18 protein-coding genes are annotated in these 23,993 nt (G+C 68.9%); 7 read left to right on the forward strand and 11 right to left on the reverse strand.

Annotated features, from left to right (window positions below):
- The 4 genes from AAG816_RS25030 to nifV form a co-directional block, all read right to left on the reverse strand.
- Positions 1 to 1,900: FUSC family protein (locus tag AAG816_RS25030; RefSeq protein ID WP_341992434.1), on the reverse strand; the 1,900-nt coding region annotated here is incomplete at its 3' end.
- On the reverse strand, positions 1,897 to 2,382 hold the full coding sequence (locus AAG816_RS25035) for a MarR family transcriptional regulator (protein WP_341992435.1): 486 nt from the start codon (positions 2,380 to 2,382) through the stop codon (positions 1,897 to 1,899). The genes AAG816_RS25035 and AAG816_RS25030, both read right to left, overlap by 4 nt.
- 450 nt (positions 2,383 to 2,832) lie before the next feature.
- On the reverse strand, positions 2,833 to 3,603 hold the full coding sequence (gene cysE / locus AAG816_RS25040; RefSeq protein ID WP_341992436.1) for a serine O-acetyltransferase: 771 nt from the start codon (positions 3,601 to 3,603) through the stop codon (positions 2,833 to 2,835).
- Entirely contained in the window at positions 3,600 to 4,844 is a 1,245-nt protein-coding gene (gene nifV, locus AAG816_RS25045) for a homocitrate synthase (RefSeq protein ID WP_341992437.1), read from the reverse strand. Before nifV ends, cysE begins: the two co-directional genes overlap by 4 nt.
- Before the next feature lie 313 nt (positions 4,845 to 5,157).
- On the opposite strand from nifV, the gene AAG816_RS25050 reads away from it, so the two are divergent.
- Positions 5,158 to 5,364, forward strand: coding sequence for a TOBE domain-containing protein (locus AAG816_RS25050; RefSeq protein ID WP_341992438.1), 207 nt, complete (start codon positions 5,158 to 5,160; stop codon positions 5,362 to 5,364).
- A gap of 185 nt (positions 5,365 to 5,549) precedes the next feature.
- On the opposite strand, the gene AAG816_RS25055 is transcribed toward AAG816_RS25050, so the two are convergent.
- The gene (locus tag AAG816_RS25055; protein ID WP_341992439.1) at positions 5,550 to 6,176 is read right to left on the reverse strand and encodes a LysE family translocator; all 627 of its coding nucleotides are present in this window, start codon (positions 6,174 to 6,176) and stop codon (positions 5,550 to 5,552) included.
- Between the two features lie 115 nt (positions 6,177 to 6,291).
- Positions 6,292 to 6,819 (reverse strand): MarR family transcriptional regulator, encoded by a 528-nt coding sequence (locus tag AAG816_RS25060; protein WP_341992440.1) that lies wholly within the window; start codon positions 6,817 to 6,819, stop codon positions 6,292 to 6,294.
- Positions 6,820 to 6,995: 176 nt separating this feature from the next.
- Between AAG816_RS25060 and AAG816_RS25065 the strand changes: the two genes are divergently transcribed.
- The gene (locus tag AAG816_RS25065) at positions 6,996 to 7,856 is read left to right on the forward strand and encodes an EamA family transporter (RefSeq protein WP_341992441.1); all 861 of its coding nucleotides are present in this window, start codon (positions 6,996 to 6,998) and stop codon (positions 7,854 to 7,856) included.
- Between the two features lie 8 nt (positions 7,857 to 7,864).
- Here AAG816_RS25065 and modD read toward each other — a convergent pair whose 3' ends face one another.
- Positions 7,865 to 8,704 carry a ModD protein gene (gene modD / locus AAG816_RS25070; RefSeq protein ID WP_341992442.1) on the reverse strand — a complete coding sequence of 280 codons (840 nt, stop codon included), beginning with the start codon at positions 8,702 to 8,704 and terminating at the stop codon, positions 7,865 to 7,867.
- 55 nt (positions 8,705 to 8,759) lie between these two features.
- Positions 8,760 to 9,617, reverse strand: coding sequence for a hypothetical protein (locus AAG816_RS25075; protein ID WP_341992443.1), 858 nt, complete (start codon positions 9,615 to 9,617; stop codon positions 8,760 to 8,762).
- 354 nt (positions 9,618 to 9,971) lie between these two features.
- Between AAG816_RS25075 and AAG816_RS25080 the strand changes: the two genes are divergently transcribed.
- The 3 genes from AAG816_RS25080 to nifA all read left to right on the forward strand — a co-directional run bounded on the left by AAG816_RS25080 (position 9,972) and on the right by nifA (position 13,185).
- Complete coding sequence (locus AAG816_RS25080) at positions 9,972 to 10,526, forward strand: peroxiredoxin (RefSeq protein WP_341992444.1); 555 nt, start codon at positions 9,972 to 9,974, stop codon at positions 10,524 to 10,526.
- A 4-nt stretch (positions 10,527 to 10,530) separates the two neighbouring features.
- Positions 10,531 to 11,073: a carboxymuconolactone decarboxylase family protein gene (locus tag AAG816_RS25085; RefSeq protein ID WP_341992445.1), complete on the forward strand. Its 543-nt coding sequence runs from the start codon at positions 10,531 to 10,533 to the stop codon at positions 11,071 to 11,073.
- Positions 11,074 to 11,436: 363 nt separating this feature from the next.
- Positions 11,437 to 13,185, forward strand: a complete 1,749-nt coding sequence (nifA, locus tag AAG816_RS25090) for a nif-specific transcriptional activator NifA (RefSeq protein WP_341992451.1) — start codon at positions 11,437 to 11,439, stop codon at positions 13,183 to 13,185.
- 50 nt (positions 13,186 to 13,235) lie between these two features.
- Here nifA and AAG816_RS25095 read toward each other — a convergent pair whose 3' ends face one another.
- From AAG816_RS25095 to AAG816_RS25105, 3 genes are all read right to left on the reverse strand, one after another.
- Entirely contained in the window at positions 13,236 to 19,499 is a 6,264-nt protein-coding gene (locus tag AAG816_RS25095; protein ID WP_341992446.1) for an SDR family NAD(P)-dependent oxidoreductase, read from the reverse strand.
- 63 nt (positions 19,500 to 19,562) lie between these two features.
- Positions 19,563 to 20,399, reverse strand: coding sequence for a hypothetical protein (locus AAG816_RS25100; protein ID WP_341992447.1), 837 nt, complete (start codon positions 20,397 to 20,399; stop codon positions 19,563 to 19,565).
- Between the two features lie 142 nt (positions 20,400 to 20,541).
- A complete protein-coding gene (locus AAG816_RS25105; protein WP_341992448.1) occupies positions 20,542 to 21,390 on the reverse strand; it encodes a hypothetical protein in 849 nt (282 codons plus the stop codon).
- Between the two features lie 1,010 nt (positions 21,391 to 22,400).
- Between AAG816_RS25105 and AAG816_RS25110 the strand changes: the two genes are divergently transcribed.
- Complete coding sequence (locus tag AAG816_RS25110; RefSeq protein WP_341992449.1) at positions 22,401 to 23,171, forward strand: 4Fe4S-binding leucine-rich repeat protein; 771 nt, start codon at positions 22,401 to 22,403, stop codon at positions 23,169 to 23,171.
- 297 nt (positions 23,172 to 23,468) lie between these two features.
- A partial coding sequence (locus AAG816_RS25115; protein ID WP_341992450.1) for a transposase occupies positions 23,469 to 23,993 on the forward strand: 525 nt, incomplete at its 3' end.

Here is a 23,993-nt window from a genome sequence, read left to right on the forward strand (position 1 = left end):
GCGGCGCCAGCACCCCGTCGGCCGCCGGGCCGCTGGACCATGTCCGGGCGGCGGCCGCCAGGGCCGGCAACAGGCGATCCACCGCCGCCCGCGCCGCCTCGGGCAAGGCCGGCCGCACCCGCTTGAGGTCCGCCACATTGATGGCCGCACTCACCTCGCGCAGCGCATGGCCCGCCGACGGCGCAGCGGCGCCGGCCTTGGCGATGCGCGGTGCCAGCAGGCCCAGGCGGTCCAGCATCCGCCCCGCCAGCGGCTCCGCCTGCAAGGTGGCGGGGCCGGTGACCAGTTGGGCGAAGTCCGCGCCATTGGCGGCGAGCAGCCGGCTGATGGCCCGCTCGGTGCCCATGGAGCGCACCAGGGCGAGCACCACGGCGCTGAGCCCCATGGCGGCCACGGCGGCCAGATTTCCATTGAGAAAGCTGGCGAAATCCGCCGAAAAGCGCTCCTGAATGCCGATCAGCACCGAGAAATTGACCGCCAGCGCCATGCCGGTCCCCGCCCAGGCGGGGATCGCCAGCAGCGTGCCGCAGGGCACCAGATAGAGCGCCAGCGCCGCCACCAATAGCGGGAAGCCATCCAGCCCCGGCAGCACGGCGAACTGGTAGACGCACACCGCCACCAACGCCACCAGGGTGCCGCGGATGAAGGACAACAGCGCCGGCACCGGGTCATCGAACCCGGCCATGAGGCTCGCGGAAATCGCCGCCATCTGTGCCGCGCCGGCACCCTCAGGCCAACCGCTGGCGATCCAGAAGGCGCAGCACAGCAGGATCGACAGGCTGGCGGCGGCGCCGGACAGCAGCGCCAGGCTCACATCCCGATGCACCGGCGCCGGCGGCGGCAGGCGGCGGTTGGTGCCCAGCGCCGGCAGGCCGGAGCGGCCCGCCCGCACCGCCGCCCAGAGGGCGCGGCATTCCTCGCGCAGATCCATGAACAGCCGCAGGCGGTCCAGCAGATAGAGGGTCTGAAGCGCCCGCCAATCCAGGGCCGGGCTCGGCTCCGGCTTCAGATCGGCCAAGGCTGCGCGCAGGCGGGCGGCCTCCATGGGGTCGGCGGCCTCGGCCGCTTCGGTCCAGGCGGCGATGCCGGCCAGCACCTCGGCTAGCGCCGGGGGCAGGCCCTCGGCCTTCAGCGCCGCCACCCGGTCGCCAATGCTGGCCAGCAGCGGCAGCAGCAGCAGCATGCGGCCGCGCAGGGCCTGCAACTGGCGGGTGGTGCCGCGCAGCTCGGAGCCGTCATAGTCCAGATGCACCGCCAGGCCGTGCAGCTCGCTGGCATCGAAAGCCAGGCGGGCGCGGCGTTTGCGGGGTTCCTCGCCGACCTCGCCGGCCAGGGCGCCGAGGGCCAGCGCGCCGGCATCCTTCAGCCAGGCATCCATGCGGCCGGCGATCACCGGGCCCACATGGCGGGGGAAGACCAGATGCCCGATCAGGCCGGCGCAGGCGATGCCCAGCAGGATCTCCTCCACCCGCGCCACCGCGGTCTCGAACACCGCCGAGGGATCAGCGACGGACGGAAAGCCAATGATCGCAGCGGTATAGCCTGCCAGCATGAAGACATAGGCGCGCGGGGTGCGGTCCAGCAGCGACACCGCCAGGCACAGGCCGACCCACAGCGCCAGGGCCAGGGACAGCAGCTCGGGGGCGTTGACCAGGGCCGGCACGCAGATCACCGCCATGACGGCGCCGAGCACGGTGCCGGCGGCGCGATAGGCGGATTTGGATGACAGGGCGCCGGAGAGCGGCTGGGAGACGATATAGGCCGTGCCCATGGCCCAATAGGGCTTCTCCAGCCCGAACTTGAGCGCGATGAACAGCGCCAGCATGGCGCCGGCAAAGGTCTTCAGCGAGAAGAACAGGTCCGAGGGCTTCACCCGCAAGGCGAGCAGCTGGGCGATCATGCGACCTTTCCCCCGACCTCGGCGCCGGGGCGGCGGGCCTCGGCCTCGCGCAGCAGGCGGGCCTCCACGGCGCGCAGGACGGTGAGCGCGCCCTCCAGATCGGCGGGGGCGATGTCGCTCAGCAGATGGGCGCGAACCCCTTGAACCACCAGCTCGATTTCCGCTGCCTTGCGGCGGCCGGCGGCGGTGATGTGCAGGGTCTTGGCGCGGCGGTCGGTGGGGTCTTCGCGCCGCTCCACCAGTTGCTCGGCGGCCAGCATGTCGATCAGGCGCACCAGCGAGGGGCCTTCGATGCCCAGCTGCTCCGCCAGCGTGCCCTGGCGCAGGCAGTCGTGGCGCGACAGCAGCAGCAGCGGCAGGCCGGTGGCCTGGGACAGGCCGTGGCTGGCTAGCGCATGGTCCAGCTCGCGCCGCCACAGGCGGCTGACCTGCATGACGACCTGACCGAAGACCGAGGTGGCAGAGGGGATTTCACTAGGCATGCTATTTATTAGGATGCTAATTATTTTAGTGCAAGAGGTCTCCTTGCGGCACCCGCGTGGAGCTCCGCTCACGTCCGCGTGAGGCGCACCGGGGGTGTCCGTCATGCGACAAAGGACGATGATGAACCGGCGATGACCGCGCAATTCCCCGCTTGCGACACCCTGTCATGCGACAGGCTTCTGGCAATGGCCGGATGGACGCGGCGGTTGACCGCCCTTTACGACATCACGGCCATGCGATGAAGGAGCACACGCGGCAATGGCCGGGGCCGGCGTTCGCAGGGCCATGCCAGCGGCCCGGCGTGGATGCGCGGGACGAGCCCGCGCATGACGACCCGGAGGGGGCGATGGCCTTCTGCGGTGGGCGATACCAGCTGAGGTAGGCGGCACAGGTTGAGGTGGGCCGCCCGGGCGAGCGGCCCGGGCGAGCGGCCCTCTCCCGGCGCCCGCTCAGGTGATCGCCCGGTCCCGCGGCGGCGGCGGCAGGTGCCCCTGCTCCTGATGGTGGGCGAGGCGCGTCTCCAGAAATTCGATGCGATCCAGCAGCGCGCTCACCGCCTCCCCCACCGGGTCGGGCATCAGATGGTGCTCCAGGTCGATGCGACCGTCGCCGAGGCGGCGACGGTCGGCCACCGCCTTGACCACCCGGCCGGGGATGCCCACCACGGTCATGCCCGGGGGCACGTCCTCGATCACCACCGAATTGGCGCCCACCCGCGCGCCGGCGCCGACCGTGATCGGGCCGAGGATCTTCGCCCCGGCGCCCACCAGCACCCCGTCCTGCAAGGTGGGGTGGCGCTTGCCGGCGGTCCAGGACGTGCCGCCCAAAGTGACGCCGTGATAGAGGGTCACGTCGTCCCCCACCTCCGCGGTCTCGCCGATGACCACGCCGGCGCCGTGATCGATGAAGAAGCGCCGGCCGATGCGGGCGCCGGGATGGATGTCCACATTGGTCACCAGCCGGGCGAACCAGGAGATGAAGCGGGCGGCGAACTTGCCCCGGCCCCGCCACAGCCGATGGGCGAGGCGATGCCAGATCACCGCATGCACGCCGGGATAGGTGAGCACGATCTCAAGCGTGGCCCGCGCCGCCGGATCGCGCGACTTCACGCAGGCCACGTCCTCGCGGATCTGCCGCCACAGGCCGGGGCGCGCGGGGGGAATGGCGATGGCCGTGGTCCTGGAAGGGGCGCCCTCGCGCCGGCTGGTGCCCATGATCACGAGGCGCTCCCCATCGCGGCCGACCGGCGCAGCCGCAGGGCCGCCTCGGTGAAGGTGTCCTCATAGAAACGCAGCAGCACCTCGGAGGGCACATTGGCCTTGGTGCGCACCGCAAACGCCCGCACCCGCTCCAGGATCGCCCGGCCGCGGGCCACATCCACGGTGATGCCTTCGTCCGCCAGCGCCTTCTCCACCGCCGCAAGGCCGGAATGCTTGCCCAGCACCACCCGGTGGCCGCGCCCAAACAGTTCCGGATTCAGCGCCTCATAGGTGGCGCGGTCCTTCAGCAGGCCGGAGACATGGATGCCGGATTCATGGGTGAACACATCCGCCCCGACGATGGCCTTGCCCCGCGGCACCGGCCGGCAGGCGGCGGCGGACACCAGTTCCGCCAGCGGCCCCAGAGCCGAGGGCGCGATGCCGGTTTCCGCCCGCGCGGTCTGACGCAAAGCGATGGCCACTTCCTCCAGCGCCGCATTGCCGGCCCGCTCGCCCAGGCCCGCCACGGTGACGCTGGCGTGGCGGGCGCCGCCCATCACCGCCGCCAATGTGTTGGCGGTGGCGAGGCCCAGGTCGTCATGGGCGTGGAATTCCAGTTCCAGGTCGCTGGCCGCCGCCACCCGGCGCACCAGCGCATAAGTGGAGAAGGGATCCAGCACCCCCAGCGTGTCGGCCAGCCGCAGGCGGAACGCCCCGGCGGAGCGCGCCACTTCCGCCAGACGGCAGAGGAAATCGGGATCGGCGCGGGAGGCGTCCTCGCCGCCCACCGCCACTTCGAAGCCGAGGCTGCGGGCCAGCGACACGGTCTTGGTGACCATGCCCAGCGCCCAGGCGCGATCCTTGTTCAGCTTGCCCGCCAGTTGCCGGTCGGAGGTGGGGATGGAGAGATTGACGATGCGCACCCCCGCCGCCACCGCCCCCATCAGGTCCGCCTCGCTCATGCGGCACCAGGCCATGACGCGGGTGGGCAGATTGAGCGAGACGATGGAGCGCAGGGTCTCGATCTCCTCATCGCCCATGGCCGGGGTGCCGGCCTCGATCTCGGGTACGCCGGCCTCCGCCAGGGCCTCGGCAATCTCGATCTTCTCCCGCCGGGTGAAGGCGACGCCCGGCGCCTGCTCGCCATCGCGCAAGGTGGTGTCGTTCAGGAACACCGTACGCTGCACGGCGCCGGGCGCTCTCGGGTCCGACAACGACAGGGTGTCGCTCTGCTGGGGAGGGCGGGAGGTTTTGGCGAGCATGGCAGTTCTCGTCTCTTCCTCTGAATGAATGGTCAGGACGAGATCAAGCAATCCACATGCCATGAACCCAAGTCATTATGGTCATTGTCATTTTCGCGACTTTGTCGGTCGTGTCGCGCGACAGGGCCACGGCCTTGGCGGCTTCGCGACAGACGCGTCGCATGCCCGGCACAGCACCGGCCCAAGGCCCCAGGGCGACGCAAGGTCATGGGGGAACTCCGTAGAATCCCGTCTTGAACAAGGCCGTACCCGGCGGGTAGAGCTATATTCCCTCAGATATGGGATGATCCCAACTGATCGAAGGACCAGCACCATGAAGCTCAGCGCACGCAACCAGATCAAGGGCAAGGTTGTCTCAGTGGATCACGGCCCGATCTCCGGCAAGGTGACCATCGACATCGGCGGCGGCAACGTGCTGGTCTCCCACATCACCGACGATGCGGTGAATGAGCTGGGCCTCAAGGTGGGCGACGAGGTGGTGGCGATCATCAAGTCGTCCAGCATCCTGGTGGGCAAGTAGAATCGACAGGAGCGTCCCGCCCTCAGCCCGGCGCGCGGGACGCCCCGCACCCGGCATCCCGGCTTCCTCGCCATCCCTGCGGCGCCGGGCCGGGATGGTGAAACCGGATCTGTGACGGGACAGCGGCGGCGCGACAGGATCAATCCGCCGCGCCGCCGCTCTCGCGCCGATGCGGCTTGCCATCGTCACCGACGCGCGGCCACGGCCAAGTGCACCGCCAGCATGCCGAACGCCGCCGCGAGACCATAGCGCAGGCGCGACAGCAGACGCGGGCGGGCCAGAAGCGCGGCGCGGGAAACACCCGCCGCACAGCCATAAAGCGCGAACACCGCGAACGTCAGCGCCATGAACGCCAGGCTGAGCGCCAGCATGTCGCCCACGGGCCGAGCACTTCCCGAGGGCAGGAACTGCGGCAGGAAGGCAACGAAGAAGATCGACAGCTTGGGATTGAGCAGATTGAGCGTGATGCCATCCAAAAGCACCCGGCGCAGCGTCTTCGGCCCCTGCCCGGACACCGGCAGCCCGGCGCCGGCCTCGCGGAACAGCCCCCAGGCCATGAAGAGCAAATAAGCGACGCCGGCCCAGCGCACCATGTCGAACAGCAGGGCGCTGGCGTGGAGCACGGCCGCAAGGCCGGTGAGGGCCGCCACCATGTGCGGCAGAATGCCCAGCGTGGAGGCGAATGCCGCCCACAGCCCGGCCCTCCAGCCGCGCCCGATCCCCGCGGCCACCGTATAGAGCGCGCCCGTGCCCGGGGTGGCGACGATGGCCAGCGCCGTGAGCCAGAAGCTCCAGCTTGCAAGTGCGTCCATGGGGCTTGATCTTCCCGGTTGCCGCCGCGCCCGGTCGGACACGGGTCTCCGGCTCTAATGCCGAAGACGGCCCGGCGACACCCGTTTTCGCCGCAGGCGCACAGCGGAGCGCGGGTCAGCCCCTGCTTGCGCCCGGCGCCGCCGGTTCACCCTCCCCCGCCAGCCCCGCCAGCAATTTGGCCAGCAGGGCGTTGAGCTGCCGCTGCTCCGGGGCGGTGAGCCCCGCCAGCACCGCTCGCTCATTGGCCACATGGACCGGAAGCAGGGCCTCGATCAGCGCCAGCCCGTCCGCGGTCAGCTCCACCAGCGTGCCGCGCCGGTCGGTGGGATGCTTGCGGCGGGCGATATAGCTGGCCTTTTCCAGCCGGTCGATGCGGCTGGTCATGCCCCCGGACGACAGCATCAGCACCTCATAGAGCGCGGTGGGCGTCAGCGCATAGGGCGCGCCCGCCCGGCGCAAGGTGGCCAGCACGTCGAACTCGCCCGCCTGCAGGCCATGCGCCGTGAACAGCGGCTGGAGATGGTCGCGGCCGATGACCTGCGCCGCCTCCCCCAGCCGCCCCAGCACTTCCATGGGAAAGGGGTCGATGTCCGGCCGCTCCCGCCGCCATTGCGCCGCCGCTGTGCCGGCCCGATCGGTCATGCACGTCTCCGCCATCATCTATCTTGACATCAAGATACTTTACGTCGAGAGAGTAGCCACGGGGCGCCGCTGACGCAAGGCAACCGCCGTCCCAGACCGCGCAGCGTTCTTCCCCGGGCGCCGCGCCGGCCCGCCATCGCCCGCTGCGACCGGCCTGCCGAACCCGAAGGCCGTCCATGTCCCGCACCACCGATCTGCTGCTCACCGCCATCGCGCCGGCCATCTGGGGCAGCACCTATATCGTCACCAGCCAATGGCTGCCGCAGGGCTATCCGCTCACCGTCTCCACGCTGCGCGCCTTGCCCGCGGGCCTGCTGCTGCTGGTGCTGGTGCGGCAATTGCCCAAAGGCATCTGGTGGCCGCGCGCCTTCGTGCTGGGAGCGCTGAATTTTTCCATCTTCTGGGCCATGCTGTTCGTGGCCGCCTATCGCCTGCCGGGGGGCGTGGCGGCCACCGTGGGGGCGGTGCAGCCGCTGATCGTCATCCTGCTGGCCCGCCTGCTGCGCGGCACCCCCATTCGCGCCCTCTCGGTGGCGGCGGCGGTGGGCGGCATGGCCGGAGTGGCGCTGCTGCTGTTGCGGGCCGATGCGGGCCTGGATCGCATCGGCATCGCCGCCGCTTTCACCGGCGCGGTCTCCATGGCCGCCGGCACGGTGCTGAGCCGGCTGTGGCAGCCGCCGGTCTCGCCCCTCACCTTCACCGCCTGGCAGCTCACCGCCGGCGGCGCGCTGCTGCTGCCGGTGGCGCTGGTGCTGGAACCACCGCTGCCGGCGCTCTCCGCCGGCAATGTCCTGGGCCTGGCCTATCTCGGCCTCATCGGCGCGGCGCTGACCTATATCCTGTGGTTCCGCGGCCTGGCGCGGCTGGAGCCGGCCGTGGTCGCCTCGCTGGGCTTCCTCAGCCCGGTGATGGCGGTGATCCTGGGCTGGGCGTTCCTGAACCAGAGCCTGAGCCCGCTGCAACTGCTGGGCATGGCGCTGGTGCTGGGCAGCGTCTGGGCGGGCCAGCGGGTGCAGATGGCGCCGCGCCGGTCCTGATCGCCGGCTCAACCGGGGGAAATGGTGACCTTCACATCCGCCGGCGCCGCCCAATAGGGCGCCGACGTCACCAGGATATGCGCCCCGGCGTCGGCATAGGCCGCCGCATTGCCGGCATTCACCCCGCCCGCCGCCGCCACCAGCGTGCCGTGCCCGGCCGCCTCCGCCAGATCCACCACGTCGGCGATCATGTTCGGCGACATCTTCTCGCACTGGAGAATGTCCGGCCCCACCACCAGCATGGCCGCGGCTTGCGTCGGGCTGGCCACCTCCACCACCACCTTCTTTTCCGGCGCCATCCGGCGCAGACGGGCGACGGCAGCCGCCGCATCGTCCAGGAAGGCCAGATGCTCGGGAAACACCAGCAGCGTTTCCGACAGGCCCAGCCGGTGCGGCTCGGCGCCACCGGCGCGGATGGCGGCGATCATGGCCGCCTTGGCGCCGGGAAAGGTCTTGCGGGTGGTCACCACCGCGATCTCCGGCGCCACCGCGCGGGCCGCGTCCACAATGGCGGCGGTGGCGGTGGCGATGCCGGAGAGATATTCCACCAAGGTCTGCGACACCTTCCAGGCGTGATGGATGGCGCCGGCGCTGCCCTGCGCCCGCAGCAATTCGGCGCCCGCCGCCACCCGCGTGCTGGTGGGCGCCAGCACCTGCGCCTCGCCGCCCGCCCGGCGGATCAGCTCCGCCGCCGCCTCGATGCCGCACACCACCCCCGCCGCCCGCATCTGGAACCGCATCTGCGCCGGCTGATGGCCGATGCCCAGCAGATGGGTGGTGAGATCGCCATACGGCACGTCTTCCGCCAGCAGGCCGTCCAATTGCCCCGGCAACCATCCCAGACTCATCACAGGCTCCCTCGCCGCGGGCCGCCGCCCGCAGGAGACCGGCCGCGCCTCAATCTCAATGGGCGACGCCAACCCTGCCGCCGGCGTCCAGCCCTTCCACCGTGCGCACCGCATCCAGCGTGGCATCGGCGATGCGGCTGGCCCTCGGGCTGATGCCCAGCCAGCTGGGCGGGGCGTCCAGGCGCGGGTCCACTTCCGCCAGCTTCAGATCGCCGGTCACATCGATGCCGTTGCGCACCAGGCCGCGCAGATGGCCGGTGAGCGGCGCCGTGACCGCGAGATTGGCACAGGTGCCGATGATCTCGTCCCGCGTCACCCTGTCGCCGATGGCCGCCTGGGTCTCCCACAGGCCGGCGCCGGCGGCCCGCGCGAACCGCTCGCGGCCCGCGCCCGCCAGCGGGGTCGAGCGGCCATGGGCCGGCAGCGTGGTGCCGTTGCGCAGCACGCCGATGGCCTCCGGCGCGGTCTCCACCGCCACGTCCACATGGCGCCCGGGCGTGAAGCCCGGCCCCAGGCCCACCGTGAGGCGGGCATAGGGGCGGATGTCCACCTTCACCCCGCGCATGCGCATGCGGGCGTCCACCAGAAGATCGATCAGGCCGAGGCACAGCAATTCGCCCAGCTCCAGCGCCGTGACCATGACGCAGCTGCGCTCGGTGAAGCCGCGCAGCACCTCCACCAGGGTGTCGGCGGGGCGGGCGGCAAGGCCCTCCAGTTCGGAAAAGCCGGTCACCAGCGCATCGTCGAACGCCATGCTGCGCCGCAGGACCGGCTGGCCGGGATCGCGGGACAGCACCACGCCGTAGCCCGCGTGGAACAGGCGATGGGCAACGGCGGAGGCGACGTCATTGGTGCCGAGCACCACGGCGACCGGCGCCCGTCCGGACGGGATGAAATGGGTTTCGCTGCGCATGGGACCTCCAGCCGTCGGGACATGCCGCCCCCGGTCTAGCGACATTCATGCCAAGCGGGCGGCGTGCGGCGCGCGCCGATGCAACCCCACCGTGCCGACCGGCGCCGTCACTTGCAGCCGCAGGGGTTCGCGACGATGGCGCGCCGCCCGGAAGGCGCCCGCGGCGCGGTTTGCGACACAGGCCGACACCGGGCGGGTGTTGTGTCCTGTCGCAAAGCCGACACGCCATGGCTGTCGCAAAGCTGCTCATTGGAATCAGAAGCACTTTGCACTGCAACACTGCTGGCACGTGCCTTGCTAGAACCCCTCCAGACGGCGCGATGCGCTCACGCTTCGGCGATTTTGGAGACTGATATGCTCGGCATCGGCAGCACCCTCCCCGCCTTTTCCATCACCGGCGTCAAGCCGGGCTTCAATTTTCATGAAGAGAACGGCCAATCCGCGTTCGAGACGCTGACGGAAGCCAGCTTTCCAGACAAGTGGAAGATCATCTTCTTCTATCCGAAGGATTTCACCTTCGTCTGCCCCACGGAGATTGCGGAATTTGCCCGCCTCTCCGGCGATTTCGCCGACCGCGACGCGATCGTGCTCGGCGGCTCCACCGACAATGAGTTCGTCAAGCTGGCCTGGCGGCGGGACCACAAGGACCTCAACCGCCTGCCCATCTGGTCGTTCGCCGACACCAACGGCTCGCTGGTGGATGGCCTCGGCGTGCGCTCGCCGGATGGGGTGGCCTATCGCACCACCTTCGTGGTGGACCCGGACAATGTGATCCAGCACGTCTATGCCACCAACCTCAATGTGGGCCGCAATCCCAAGGACACCTTGCGGGTGCTCGACGCCTTGCAGACCGACGAATTGTGCCCGTGCAACCGCGAAGTCGGCGGCGACGTGCTGAAGGTGGCCTGAGCGCATGAGCATCGAGGCCCTGAAGACCCAGCTTCCCGCTTTCGCCAAGGACGTGAAGCTGAACCTGTCCTCCCTCACCCGCGAGGACGCTTTGACGCCGCAGCAGCTCTATGGGCTGCTGGTGGCCTGCGGCCTGACCACCCGCAACGCCGTGGTGGCCCAGGCCCTGGAAGCGGAGGCGACGGCGCATCTGTCGCCCGCGGCCCTGGACGCGGCCAAGGCGGCCGCCTCCATCATGGCCATGAACAACGTCTATTACCGCTTCACCCATCTGGCCTCCAACAAGGCCTATGAGAGCTTGCCGGCCAAGCTGCGCATGAGCGTCATCGGCAATCCCGGCGTGGACAAGGCCGACTTCGAGCTGTGGTCGCTCGCGGTCTCGGCGATGAATGGCTGCGGCCGCTGCATCGATGCCCATGAGGCGGTGCTGCGGGAGGCCGGCATCACGGAAGCGCAGATCCAGACCGCGGTGCGCGTCGCCGCGGTCATCGCCTCCACCGCGGTGGCATTGGAAGCGGCCGAAAGGATCCCCGTTGCGGCGGAATGACTGCCGCAGCGCACAATTGCCGTCCAAATTTGATCCAGATCAAAGCTGAGCCAGACCTCCGGGGTTTCCATCACCGATCATTCAAATCAGATAACGGTCCGTCTCAGAGACCGTATCAGGGAATACCCACGGAGGCTGATCCCTCGCGAGCCGCTTGCGGCAGGGAGCACGCCTATGACCGATTCCTTCCAGGTTCGTGTGCAGCGCGCCTCGAGGCCCGCTGGCGAGGTGCCGTCCCAATCCGCGTCCACCAACAGCATCACCGGCAGCAACACCACGGGCAGCAGTACCACGGGCAGCAACGGCAGCACCGGCAGCACCAGTCCGGGCGCGGTTGCGCGTCCCAATGCGGGGATTCCCTCCATGTCGCGCGGGACCTCGCCGGAAGTGGCGTTGATCGGGGTCTATGAAATCTCCAAGATCCTCACCGCCCCCCGGCGGCTGGAACTGACGCTGGCCAATGTGGTCAACGTCCTGTCCTCCATGCTGCAGATGCGGCACGGCATGATCGTGATCCTGGATGGGGAGGGCGATCCCGACATGGTGGCCACCACCGGCTGGACCCCGGAGATGGCCGGGCAGATCCGCGCCCGGGTGCCGCAGAAGGCCATCGACCAGATCGTCGCCACCCAGACGCCGCTGGTGGTGCAGGACATGTCCGCCGATCCCCTGTTCAAGGGTCATGACGACCTGTTCGCGCCGGTGGACAATGCCACCGTCTCCTTCATCGGCGTGCCGATCAAGGCCGACAGCCATGTGCTGGGTACCTTGTCCATCGACCGGGTGTGGGACGGCACCGCCCGCTTCCGCTTCGATGAGGATGTACGCTTCCTCACCATGGTGGCCAATCTGGTGGGCCAGACCGTGCGCCTGCACTCGCTGGTGGCCAGCGACCGCGACCGCCTGATCGCCCAGACCCACCGGCTGGAGAAGGCGCTGAAGGAAGACAAGCCCGCCGCCAAGGAATTGCCGGACACCGGCGGCGCCATGGGCATCGTCGGCGACAGCCCGCTGGTCAAGCGCCTGATCGCCACCGCCCAGGTGGTGGCGCGCTCGAACTCCACCGTGCTGCTGCGCGGCGAGAGCGGCACCGGCAAGGAATTGTTTGCAAGAGCCATCCACGATCTCTCCCCGCGCAAGACCAAGGCCTTCATCAAGGTGAACTGCGCCGCGCTGCCGGAAGCGGTGCTGGAATCGGAACTGTTCGGCCATGAGAAGGGCGCCTTCACCGGGGCGCTGAACATGCGCCAGGGCCGGTTCGAACTGGCCCATGGCGGCACGCTGTTCCTGGACGAGATCGGCGAGATTTCGCCCTCGTTCCAGGCCAAGTTGCTGCGGGTGCTGCAGGAAGGCGAATTCGAGCGGGTCGGCGGCAATCGCACCCTCAAGGTGGATGTGCGGCTGGTGTGCGCCACCAACAAGAATCTGGAGGAGGCGGTCTCCAAGGGCGAGTTCCGCGCCGATCTCTATTACCGCATCCATGTGGTGCCGCTGATCCTGCCGCCGCTGCGCGAGCGGCCGGGCGACATTCCCAAGCTGGCCAAGAATTTCCTCGATCGCTTCAACAAGGAAAACAAGCAGGACATGAGCCTGTCGGCGCCGGCCCTGGACGTGCTGCGACGCTGCTATTTCCCCGGCAATGTGCGCGAGCTGGAGAACTGCGTGCGGCGCACGGCGACGCTGGCCCATGATGCGGTGATCACCCCGCATGATTTTGCCTGCGATACCGGCCAGTGCCTCTCCGCCATGCTGTGGAAGGGCAGCGCCCACAAGCCCACCATGGCGGTGCCGCCGGTGCACGGCGCCGCGCCCGCCCCCGCCCAAGGCGGCACGCCATTCCAAGGCGGCACGCCATTCCAGGCCCCGCCGCTGCCGTTCCCACCGCAGGCGGTGGCCTCCGCCGCCCTCGCCCCGGAGACGACACCCGCCACCTGCCCCGGCACCGATGCCTGCCCGGCGGTGCCCTCGCGCCAGAGCGAGAAGGAGCAGTTGCTCCAGGCCATGGAACGCTCCGGCTGGGTGCAGGCCAAGGCGGCGCGCATCCTCAATCTGACCCCGCGCCAGATCGGCTATGCGTTGCGCAAGCACGGCATCGACATCAAGCGCTTCTGAGCCGCCCGCGCTGATCGCTCCCGTCAGGCCCGGCGTCTCGCCGGGCCTGCTTAAGCCGACTGAAGCTCGCCCTCCAGGGTTTCGGCCAAAGTGAGCAGGGATGGGCTGCTGATCAGGAACAGCACCCGCGGCCGCACCCCCATGCGCTGGTGCAGCACCTCGGCCATTTCCGCCGCCATCAAGGAATCCGTGCCCAGGTCGCTCAGGGACAAAGCGGCATCGATGCGGCTTTTGGTGATCTTCAGGATCGCGGCGACAATCTCCACCAGCAGGCTGAAGATCGCCGCGCGCTTCTCCTTGAACCCCAGGCCCGCCAGCGACTGCCGGAAGGTCTCGGCGGCGCTGGCGGAGCTGGCATCGCCGGCCACCAGATCGGCAATGCGCCGCCGCTCGTCGAGGTTCAGGCTGCCCTGCCAGGTCTGCCAGGATATGTCGGCGGCATCGCAGGTGGCCCAGTTCTCGACGATGGCGTCCTGGAGGATGTCGATCATCTGCGCCTGCGGCAGCGGCTCCAGGCCGAGCCGCGCCAGATGCCGCAGCACCGCCGCATCGCGCGCCGCCATGCCGGCCTCGGCAATGGGCCCCCAGTTGATGCAGGCGCCCGGCAGGCCCATGGCGCGCCGATAGCGCATGAGGCCGGCGAGAAAGCCGTTCGCCCCGGCATAGTTGAACTGGCCCGCATTGCCCCAGCTGGCGGCGATGGAGCCGTGGCAGACGAAGAAGTCGAGCGGCAGATCCTGCACCAGCCGGTGCAGGTTCAGCGCCCCGTGCGCCTTGGCAGCCATGGCCTGGTCGAGGCGATCCGCGTCCATGGTCGCCAGGCTGCCATCGGCCAGCCCCCCGGCCCCATGGATGATGCCCTTGAGGGCCGGCATCCGCGCGCGCAGCCGCGCCAGCGCCGCGGCCAGTTGATCCGCCCGCGCCATGTCCGCCGGCTCGAACCGCAGATGCACGCCGGCCGCTCCGAGTTCGCTCACCAGGGCTTGTGCCGCCGCGGAGGCGGGACCGCTCCGGCCGATCACCGCCAGATGACGGGCGCCGCACGTCGCCAGCCAGCGCAGCACCGGCAGGCCGATGCCGCCAAAACCGCCGGTGACCAGATAGGTGGCGTCCGGATCCAGCGCCAGTTGCGGCTGCGCCGTCCTCACCGGCGCGCCGGGGGCATCCATCCGCAGCGCCGTGCGTCCCGGAGGAGCGTCGGACGTGGTGACTGTGAGCAGGTGCTCAAGCCCCTTCGCCGGCACGACGTGGACCGGAAAGGCCTCGCGCAGCGCCCCCTGGAACCGATCGCCCACGGCGCCGAGCGCCGCGCGCACCGCCTGCGGATGCCGGCGCAAGGCGCTGTCCAGCCGCACGCGCAGGATGGTGAGATCGCGCTCCAGATAGCGCACCGGAATGGCGTCGGCGCTGTCCGCCGGGATCGGGCAGAGATCCAGATGGACGCCGCCGGGGGTGAGGCAGTCCAGCGTCGCCAGCCGCGCCTCGCCGGTGAGGCCGCTGAATGCCGCGTCCACGCCGCGTTGGTCGGTGAGCGCCAGCACGCGGTCGCGGAACGACAGGGTCGCGCCATCCAGCACATAAGCGCAGCCGCAACGTTCCAGGAACAGCTGATCCGCTTCGGTATCCGCCGTGGCGATCACCTGCACGCCCGCTTGCCGCGCCAGCAGCACCGCCGCCAGGGCAGTGTCCGCGCCCGCCTGCGGAACGAGCAGCCATTGCCCCGGCTGCATCTTCGCCAGATCGAACAGGGCGTAATAAGCGGTCAGAGCGTCGAACAGCCCGCCGCCGTCATCATCGGCGAAGGACGGCGGACAGGGCAGCACCTGGTCCGCCGGCACCACCCCGTGGGAGGCGAGCGGGGACACCGCCCCAAAGGCCAGCACCCGCTGCCCCAGGACCAGATCGGTCACCGCCGCGCCCAGCGCCACGACCCGCCCCACCCATTGCTGCGCGAACTGCGGCACCTGCCCCGGCTTGAGATCGCGCAGCCCCTGCCGCTGCGTGGCGCCAAGGCCGATGGAGATCACCGCGATCGCCACCTCGCCGGGTCCCGGCGCGCGCGGCTCCTGGCTGACCAGGCACCTTTTGCTGACGCCGCCGCGCTGAAAGCTGGTGAACGCATAGCTTTCGCCGGCCACGCTGGGGTGCGCGGCATAACGCTCCTGCGGCAGCGGCGCGATGCGGCCCACATGGCGCCGGCCCAGGCGATAGGCGATCTCCGGCTCGCCCTTCGGCGCCAGCAGTTCCGCCAGCACTTGCGGGCCGGCCACGCTGGGCAGCCGGCTGGCGAGATCGATCAGCCGGAAGCGCACCTCGGGCATCTCCCGCCGCGCCGCCCGCACCGCGCCCCACAGGGCCTCCTGCCCCGGCGCAGAAAAGCCGGTATCGGTGTCCACCACCCATTGGGTGCCGCAGGTGCAGACCGTGACCGCCGGTGGCGTGTCGGTCTCCAGCGCGGCGACGCTCTGGAGGATGTATAGCAGGGTCAGGCAGGCATCGCGGCCGATGATCTGGTTGGCGTCCCCGCTCAGGCTGTCGTCGAGATCCAGCGGCGCCAGATAGAGGATCTCGGCCACGGTGGTGAGGTCGATCGCCTTCAGCTGCCGCGCCAGCTCCCCGCGCTCGCCGGCCGGGGAAACGGCGTCGGGCGCGATGAGCACCAAGTCAAGATGTGCCCGCCCCTCGCCACTGGCCAAGGCGGCGGCGATGCCGGAGCGATCGGCGAACACCAGGCAGCGGCGCCGGGCCTGGGGGAGGACGGGCGGCAGCGGCTGCTCCTTCCAGAAGGTGGTATAGAGGCGCTCGCGGCGAGCTAAGGGCGCGCTCTGGCCCAGTTCCGCCGGCTTGAGGCGCAGGCCGTAGAGTTCCAGCAGCACCGCGCCCTGGTCGTTGAATAGGCGCAGCGCGATCCCCGCCCCGGTCTTCTGCGTATGGCACCAGGCCGTCGCCCCGAGCATCCCATGGAAGCGCAGCTGGTCAAACCCCACCGGCAAGGCGAACGGCGCCGGGGCGGCCCCCAGCAGCAGCAGGGCCAGGACCGATTGCAACGCCCCGTCCAGCAGCACCGGATGCACGAAATAGCTCTGCGCCGCGCCCACTTCCTCCGGTGGCAATTCCAGGCGCACCAAGCATTCATTTTCGCCCATCCAGCCGGCGCGGATGCAGCGGAACGCCGGCCCATAGGCGATGCCGAAGCCTGCGGCGGTGGCATAGAAGCCCGGCACGTCGAGGGGCAGCGGGCAGCGCTCCTTGATGGCGGCGCCGTCGATGACCGCCTCCCGCGGCGGAACCGGGGTGCGCAGCAAGGCGCCGCTGGCCACCCGGACCCAGGGGGTGTCCGGCTGGTTTTCCCGGCAGAAGATGGAAAAGCCCCGCCCCTCCTCGTCCAGATGCATCCGCACGATGGGGGTGGCGAAGGTGGCGAGCGCGCGATGGATGCGCAGGTCCTCCATCAGCGCCGACTGGGTCTTGTCCGCCCGCGCCACCAGCGCCAGCTCCACATAGCCGGCGGCCGGGAAGATCGGCTCGCCCGCGATGCAATGATCCTGAAGATACGCGTGCTCGACCCGCTTGAAATCCCCCTCCCACACCGCGGTCGCTTCCCCCACCCGCCGGCCGATGAAGGGATGCTCCCCCTGGCCGAGGCGGTCGGCCTTGGACAGCGCGGTCTCCACCCAGAGGTCTTCGCGGTCCCAGGCATAAGGCAGCAGCGGCACCAGATTGCCGGCGGGATACAGCGCCCGCCAGTCGAACGCCGCCCCATGGATGTAGCCGGCGGCAATCCCCTCCCGCGCCAGGGCCAGGTCGTCGCAGCCGCGCCGGAGGGAGGGCGTGCAGGCCCCGCTCACGCCCGCCGCCCGCAGGCCCTCCAGGATCGCGCCGGCCAGGGCCGGATGCGGGCCGATCTCCTGGAACAGCGTCACCCCGTCCGCGATCATCTGCTGCAGCGCGGGGGCGAACAGCACCGTCTGGCGCAGGTTCCGCCACCAATAGTGCGCATCCTGCTCCGCCCCCGCGATCCGGGCGCCGGTGACGGTGGAATAGAGCGGGAGGGTTGGCGCGCGCGGCTGGAGCCCCGCCAGGCTCTGCAGGAACCCCGCCTTCAGCGGCTCCATCTGGGCGCTGTGATAGGCGATGTTCACCGGCAGCAGCTTCTGGAACACGCCCATCGCCTGGAGCTTCTGCGCCGCCGCGGCAATGGCGGGCGCATCGCCCGCCAGCACCACCGCGTTGGGGCCATTGAGCGCGGCGATGTCGAGCCCGTCGCGCACATCGGCGGGCAATGCGCCCAGGGCGAGGCCCACCGCCAGCATCCGGCCCTGGCCGTCGCAGGTCTGCTGCCAGCGCGAGCGATGCCAGGTGACGGTGAGCGCCTGCTCCAGGCTCAGCGCCCCCGCCGCCCAGGCCGCCGCCATCTCGCCGGCGCTGTGCCCGATCACCGCGGTGGGATGCAGGCCATGGCCCCGCGCCAGCTCGGTGAGCATCACCTGCACGGCGAAATTGGCCGGCTGGGCGAATTTCGGCTCGGTCATGGGCGCAGCATCGGCGCGGGCGAACAGATCGGTCAGCGACCAGCCGGCCAGATCGCGCCAGATGGCGTCGCAGGCCGCCAGCGCCTCGGCCGCCCGCGGCTCGCCCGCGATCAGGCCCCGCCCCATGCCCCAGGACTGGCTGCCCATGCCGGTATAGACGAAGGCCAGAGGCACGCTGGCCCGATCCAGCGCGGCGCTCACCGGGCGCAGGTCGCCGGCAGCGAAATTGGCCACGTCGCGCAACCTCGCGCATGCCTCCTCCACCGTCCGCGCCAGGATGGCGGTGCGATAGGGCATGTGCGTGCGCCGACGGGCCAGGGTGTAGCCGAGATCGCGCAGGGACAGCTGCGGCGTGTCGGTCAGCACCTGATGCAGCCGCCGTACCTGCCGGCCCAAGGCGCGCTCGCTGCGCGCGGAGAGCGGCAACAGCCAGGGCCGCTCCGACGTCGCCTCGGCCACCGGTTCCGGCGGCGGGGCCGCGCGCAGCACCGCATGGGCATTGGTGCCGCCATAACCAAAGGAATTCACCGAGGCCAGCCGCTCCGCAGGACCCGCCGGCCAGGCCTGCCCGGTGGCGGCCACCTGCAGCCCCATCTCCGCCAGATCCAGCCCCGGCGGGGGCGATTTGAAGTGCAGGCTGGGCGGGATCACCCCATGGCGGAGCGCCAGCACGGTCTTGATCACCCCCGCCACCCCCGCCGCCGCCTCCAGATGGCCGATGTTGGACTTGGCCGAGCCCACCAGCAGCGGCCCGAGACTGGGATCGCGCCCCTGGGCGATGGCCTGGGAGAGCGAGGTGAGTTCCACCCCGTCGCCGGCCTTGGTGCCGGTGCCATGGGCCTCCACATAGGCCACCGCATCCCGGTCCACCCCGGCGCGGGCATAGACCTCCTGAATCAGCGCCCGCTGGGCCTCGGCGCTGGGCACGGTGATGCCGTCGGTGCGCCCATCCTGGTTGACGCCGGTTTCCACCACCACCCCATGGATGCGGTCGCCATCGCGCACCGCGTCCTCCAGAAGCTTCAGCACCAGAAGGCCGGCGCCCTCGCCGCGGCCATAGCCGTCGCCGCTGGCATCGAAGCTCTTGCAGCGCCCATCCGGCGACAGGAAGCCGCCCTTGCTCATGGCCACCCCATAGGCCGGGCGGAACATCACGCTGACGCCCCCGGCCAGCGCCATCCGGCAATCGCCGACCCGCAAGGCCTGCACCGCCAGATGCAGCGCCACCAGAGACGAGGAACAGGCGGTATCGACGGTGACGCTGGGACCGCGCAGATCGAACACATGGGACAGGCGATTGGACAGCATGACCAAAGTGGCGCTGACCGCGGTGTGGCTGGAAATCGCCTCCAGATTCAGGCCATTGAGCTGATGCAGCAGATTGTCGGTGGTGAAGCCGCCCATATAGACGCCGGTCCGGGTGCCGCGCAGCTGCTCCGCCGGAATGCCGGCATCCTCGAACGCCTCCCAGCACACTTCCAGCAGCAGGCGCTGCTGCGGATCCATGGGCGCGGCTTCCCGCGGCGAGATGCCGAAGAAGTTCGCATCAAAGGCGCGCACCTGCTCCCGCAGATAGCCGCCGCGGGCGGTGAGGATCTTGCCCGCCACCCGATTGTCCGGATCATGGAAGCGCCGCAGGCTCCAGCGATCGGCGGGCACCTCGCAGGTGGCGTCGCGGCCATTCTTCAGCAGGTCCCAATAAGCCTCGGGCGTAGAGGCGCCGCCGGGAAAGCGGCAGCCCATGCCGATAATGGCGATTTCTTCCGCGCGGCTGGAACGCATCGCTCTCTTTCCCCAAACCCAGTGTGATGAGACCGCAGACGTTCGACGATCGGGATCGGTCCCCTAACGGGGATGCCAATCCCGCGGCAGCGCGCCGGTGGGGGTCGAGTTGTTGGCCAGCCAATCGCTCAAGGAGGATTGCGTCTCGCGATAGACATTCTGCGCCTGCCCGGCCCATTGTCCGGCATCGAACGCCATCTTGACCCGATGCAGCACCAAATCGGCCTGATTACGCACCCGGTCCGGCTCGTTCTTGCCGCCGTGATCCACATAAGTGACCATCTTTACATTCATATAATACAGGAACGTGCTGATGGTATTGCTGGAATCGATGGTCGATTGAAAGAAGGTGCAGATCTCTTCCGTGGTGGACGGACTGCTGGAGGCCGCGGCGGCAACGGAGCGCAGGCTGGTCCTGAGGATCGCCCGATCCTGCTCCGGCAGCCCCACATAAAGCGAGATGATCCGCTCGATCACATCATTCCAGTCCCCGCCGAAGACGTCCGTAATCCGGTCGTCAATGTCCTTGCGAAACAGCGGACAGACGATGATCTGATAAATATAGCGCATGAACTTGCCTTCGCTGTCCGGTCCGGCAGGCTCCAGCGGATTGTAGCCGGACTTTTCCCGGGCGAGGGTCAGCAGCATGGCGCAGCCGGTGGCCGGCGCCACCTTGAGGGCTTCGATCTTGGCTGCCGGCGGCGCGGCGACATAGGCGCGATCCGCCTGCAGCGCCTGCGCCGCCTGCGTGCCGGCCAAGATCCCATTGGTGATGACCGGCCGATTGGGATCCACCGCCAGATGCGAGGCGTGGATGAGTTCAGGGCGCAGCGGCGGGCTGTGCTTGGAATTCGTCTTTAGCCAGGCCGAGAAGGCCACGGTATCAAACCCCGTCCGCATGTCCGCCTCCAAGACATCATCGGCTTGGCGGGTGCATCACCACCCGCCGATTTTCCCGCTGAGGTCGCTTCTGGAGCGAGACCAGCGCAGATCGCCCGGGATCTGGCGGCCATCGCTCCAGAAGCGTTCCATCAGGCTGCGATCACAGGAACACCTTGACCGCCGGCGCCTTGGTGACGTCGGTCTTGTTCTGGTTGAGCCAATCATCCAGGCTGTCGCTGGTCTCGCCGATCAGGCGCTCCACGAACTGTCGCGTCCACAGCGGATACTTGAGGGTCAGGCGCAATTTCGAGACCTCGAAGGTCGATTGCTTGGTCTCGAAGCCCTTCCCCTTCTCCATGTGGAAGGTCACATTGGTGCTGTACAGATACAGCTGGTACAGATCGTTGCCGGTATTGAGCGCCGACTGGCAGAACAGATCGGTCCGCTCATCCGTGGACGCCTTGGTGGATGCCGCCGACGCCAGGGTGGTCAGGCTCTTGCGGATCTGGGTGACGTCCTGGGCGGTAATGCCGGTGAACAGATCCGAGATCGTGTTGATCAGCTCGTCCCAATTGCTCGACTGGCGCACGATCTTCTGATGCTCGGCATAATCCAGCGTCAATAACGGCATCTTCAGCAGGCGATTGATGTAATCGTCATAGCGCTTGCTGTTGGCGCCGGTCGCATCCAGGCTGGTCGGATTCCAGCCCGCGGCGATGCGCGACAGGTCGGAAATGTGCATGAGGCCGGTGGCCGGGAACCGAAGCATGGCGTCGACCGCCTGGCTGCTCTTGTCGCCGAACTTCTCCTGCGTGTCGTGCAGCTCGGCTTGCTGAACGCCGACCTCCTGGGTGCCGGTGACGACAATGCCGGTGGGCGTCAGGTTGCCCGCCGCCGCTTCATAGGCGACCACGGCATCGAGTGAATGGCTGGCAAGGCGATGATTGTGGCCACGGGTGGTGACGTCCTCGATCCAATCATGCAGGGCCAAATTGATTGCTTCAGACATTTCGACTTCCCTCCGTGAGAAATAAACACTTCGTTGAGCGTCATTCACGGCCAATATCGCAATCTATACTGCGACATTACTTAAATGACATGAAATTCGTATTTAATTGTTTTTCTTAAGTCAATTTAAATATTAATGGGCTCAGAACTTAAGTTTAGTCGAATAAAAGAAATTATACAGAGCATGCAACACTGTTTTACATTCTATTCAATACATATCGCACCATGGACTCACACCCCCGCGCCGCCCGCAGGGCACCCGCCCCGCGCACCGTCAGCGCAAGCCGCACAAGATACAGAGATCACAAGTGACATTTGCTCAGATGAGAGCCTGTCGTTCTGAAATAGAAGGCCGATATGTGAAATCTATTGCTTATCGTCGCGCAGAGATCAGCTCTATAATGAAACACCCATGCACTCTAACGTCCGGCGGGCCCGAGCGACATCGCTCCCGCCTTCGGCGACACGCGGGGCGGCACGCGCGGGCGCCGTGCGTTGGCGACGGCCCGCCCGCCCGAGCGGGCAGGATCAGGCGCCTCCAGCGACCCTGAACGCCGCCCATCGGCGCCAGGACCGGCAATGCCGCAGCGACACGGCCGCCGCGGCGCGGCGCGCCGATGCCGGAAACCGCCGGCCCGGTCCACCATCATTCGTCCCGACCGCGCCTCGTGCAGGTTTATATCTCAGCTTGAGACAAATACAACTATAACGCGATGTCTTTTTTCATATATTCTTTTAATTGCAAGCAATATCACGCGTAGCCGCCGATATCCCTCGACCCGCATGACGATCGGGTTGCATCGCCCCAGAGGCGAGACCGCGGCGCGCCCGCCGTCCGGGGCGCAGCCGACACACCAAGTGGAACGAAGCTTGCTTGGTCCTCCCATGGCCCAGGTTCGGAGTGTCCCATGCCCCTGAACACCCCCTCTTTTCCCCGCGTCTGCGCCGGGCGCGCGTGGCGCATCGCGCCGTCGCACCCGGCCATCGGGACACCGCACGGGGGACACCGCCATGAGCTGTAAGGCACCGACACCGCAGGCGCCGCCGGAGGCCCTGGATTGGGAGGGCCGCCCGGTGCGCTGCCAGGATTGTCCGCATGAGGACATCCATGCGGTCGGCCGCTGCGACCTGGGCAAGATCTGCGTCGCCGACCGCCGCGGCAAGCGCATCGACGGCTTCTTTTCCCGCAACCCAGAGTTGTGCGCCCGCTATCTCACCCATCCCTATTTCGAGGTGCGTACCCTGGCCGCCAAGCATGCCAGCCTGTTCCTGCTGACGCCGCTGCTCACCGACCCGGAGCCGGACGTGCGCATCATGCTGGCCTACCGCCTGCCCATCGCCCGCACCCGCGCCCTGCGCAAGGATCCCGACCGGCGGGTGCGCATGGCGGTGACCCAGCGCCTGGACGGTAGCGACCTCATCGCCATGCTGGGGGATGCGGACGCCGGCGTGCGCCTGATCGCCGCCCGCCGCGCCCCGCCCGCCTCCCTGGTCATGGCGCTCTATGACGAAGACGGCGAGGTGCGCCGCGCGGTGGCCCGGCGCATCGCCTTGACCCACCTGATCACCATGGCCGGCGATCCCGATCCTTTGGTGCGCCGGGAGGTGGCCGAACGCCTGGCCCCGGCCCGCCTCACCGTGCTGCTGCGCGATCCCGACCTGCGGGTGCGGTTCGCGGTGGCCGAGCGCATCCCGCCCGCCCACCTGCCGGCCATGGCGGAAGACCCCGTGGGCGAAATCCGCGAACTGGCGCTGCGGCGGCTGATCGACGAGGCGGGGTGAAGGGGGGGATGGCAGGGAGTCCGCGCAGGGCGCACAGGCGGCCGCGAAGCGTGCGGCCCGCAAAGCCGCTGCCGAACCCGGAAGTACCGAAACGTTCCCGCCTCACGATACCTCGCCCATCTGGCGGGCCCCCTCCCTGTCTGTTGAAGCTGTGAGAGAGTGATGGTGCGGAAGGGAGCCCGTCCCCCCCGAGGGTGTGCAGCCCGTGCGGGAGCAAGGGTCCCTTCCGCTTTCGCTAAACCCTGAACAGTTGCTTGGGACTGCAGATCCCGCACGACATGGACAGGAGCCATCACCATGCCACAGCCCGTCATCGGCTGCGATCTGTCGCGCGCTTTCCTCGACCTCTGCGCTCTGCCGTCCGGCCAGACGCTGAGAATCCCCAATACCCCGGATGCTATCGCCGCCTGGGCCGCCGAGATCGAGGGCGATACCCTTGTCGTCTTCGAGGCCACCAGCGGCTGTGACGGCGACCTCATTGCCGCATTGACCGAGCGGAGCCAGCCATTCTCCCGCGTCAATCCCCGCCAAGCCAGAGAGTTCGCCAGAGCCTCCGGCGTCCTGGCCAAGACCGACAAAGTCGATGCCCGAGTGCTCGCCCAGATGGGTCGTGCCCTCAGCCTGCCGGTCACCATCCCGGTCAGCGCCGCCCGCACCCAACTTGCCGATTTCCTACGTCGTCGCAGGCAGTTGGTCGAGATGCGCAAGGCTGAAAAGTTGCGTCGCCACAGCGCCGGCCAGGAGGAGATCGGCGCCCAGATCGAGGCGATGATCGAGCTGCTCAGTTCTCACATCACACAGATCGACCGGCGCATCGCTGGC

The organism is Azorhizobium sp. AG788, from assembly GCF_943371865.1.
Taxonomy (GTDB): domain Bacteria; phylum Pseudomonadota; class Alphaproteobacteria; order Rhizobiales; family Xanthobacteraceae; genus Azorhizobium.

Coding starts and splice junctions, on each gene's coding strand:
- AAG816_RS25055 (WP_341992439.1), bottom strand. CDS start 6,176: ATGGACGCACTTGCAAGCTGGAGCTTCTGGCTCACGGCGCTGGCCATC.
- modD (WP_341992442.1), bottom strand. CDS start 8,704: ATGAGTCTGGGATGGTTGCCGGGGCAATTGGACGGCCTGCTGGCGGAA.
- AAG816_RS25095 (WP_341992446.1), bottom strand. CDS start 19,499: ATGCGTTCCAGCCGCGCGGAAGAAATCGCCATTATCGGCATGGGCTGC.
- AAG816_RS25100 (WP_341992447.1), bottom strand. CDS start 20,399: ATGCGGACGGGGTTTGATACCGTGGCCTTCTCGGCCTGGCTAAAGACG.
- nifV (WP_341992437.1), bottom strand. CDS start 4,844: ATGCTCGCCAAAACCTCCCGCCCTCCCCAGCAGAGCGACACCCTGTCG.
- AAG816_RS25105 (WP_341992448.1), bottom strand. CDS start 21,390: ATGTCTGAAGCAATCAATTTGGCCCTGCATGATTGGATCGAGGACGTC.
- AAG816_RS25085 (WP_341992445.1), top strand. CDS start 10,531: ATGAGCATCGAGGCCCTGAAGACCCAGCTTCCCGCTTTCGCCAAGGAC.
- AAG816_RS25035 (WP_341992435.1), bottom strand. CDS start 2,382: ATGCCTAGTGAAATCCCCTCTGCCACCTCGGTCTTCGGTCAGGTCGTC.
- nifA (WP_341992451.1), top strand. CDS start 11,437: ATGTCGCGCGGGACCTCGCCGGAAGTGGCGTTGATCGGGGTCTATGAA.
- AAG816_RS25065 (WP_341992441.1), top strand. CDS start 6,996: ATGTCCCGCACCACCGATCTGCTGCTCACCGCCATCGCGCCGGCCATC.
- AAG816_RS25060 (WP_341992440.1), bottom strand. CDS start 6,819: ATGACCGATCGGGCCGGCACAGCGGCGGCGCAATGGCGGCGGGAGCGG.
- AAG816_RS25110 (WP_341992449.1), top strand. CDS start 22,401: ATGAGCTGTAAGGCACCGACACCGCAGGCGCCGCCGGAGGCCCTGGAT.
- AAG816_RS25080 (WP_341992444.1), top strand. CDS start 9,972: ATGCTCGGCATCGGCAGCACCCTCCCCGCCTTTTCCATCACCGGCGTC.
- AAG816_RS25050 (WP_341992438.1), top strand. CDS start 5,158: ATGAAGCTCAGCGCACGCAACCAGATCAAGGGCAAGGTTGTCTCAGTG.
- AAG816_RS25075 (WP_341992443.1), bottom strand. CDS start 9,617: ATGCGCAGCGAAACCCATTTCATCCCGTCCGGACGGGCGCCGGTCGCC.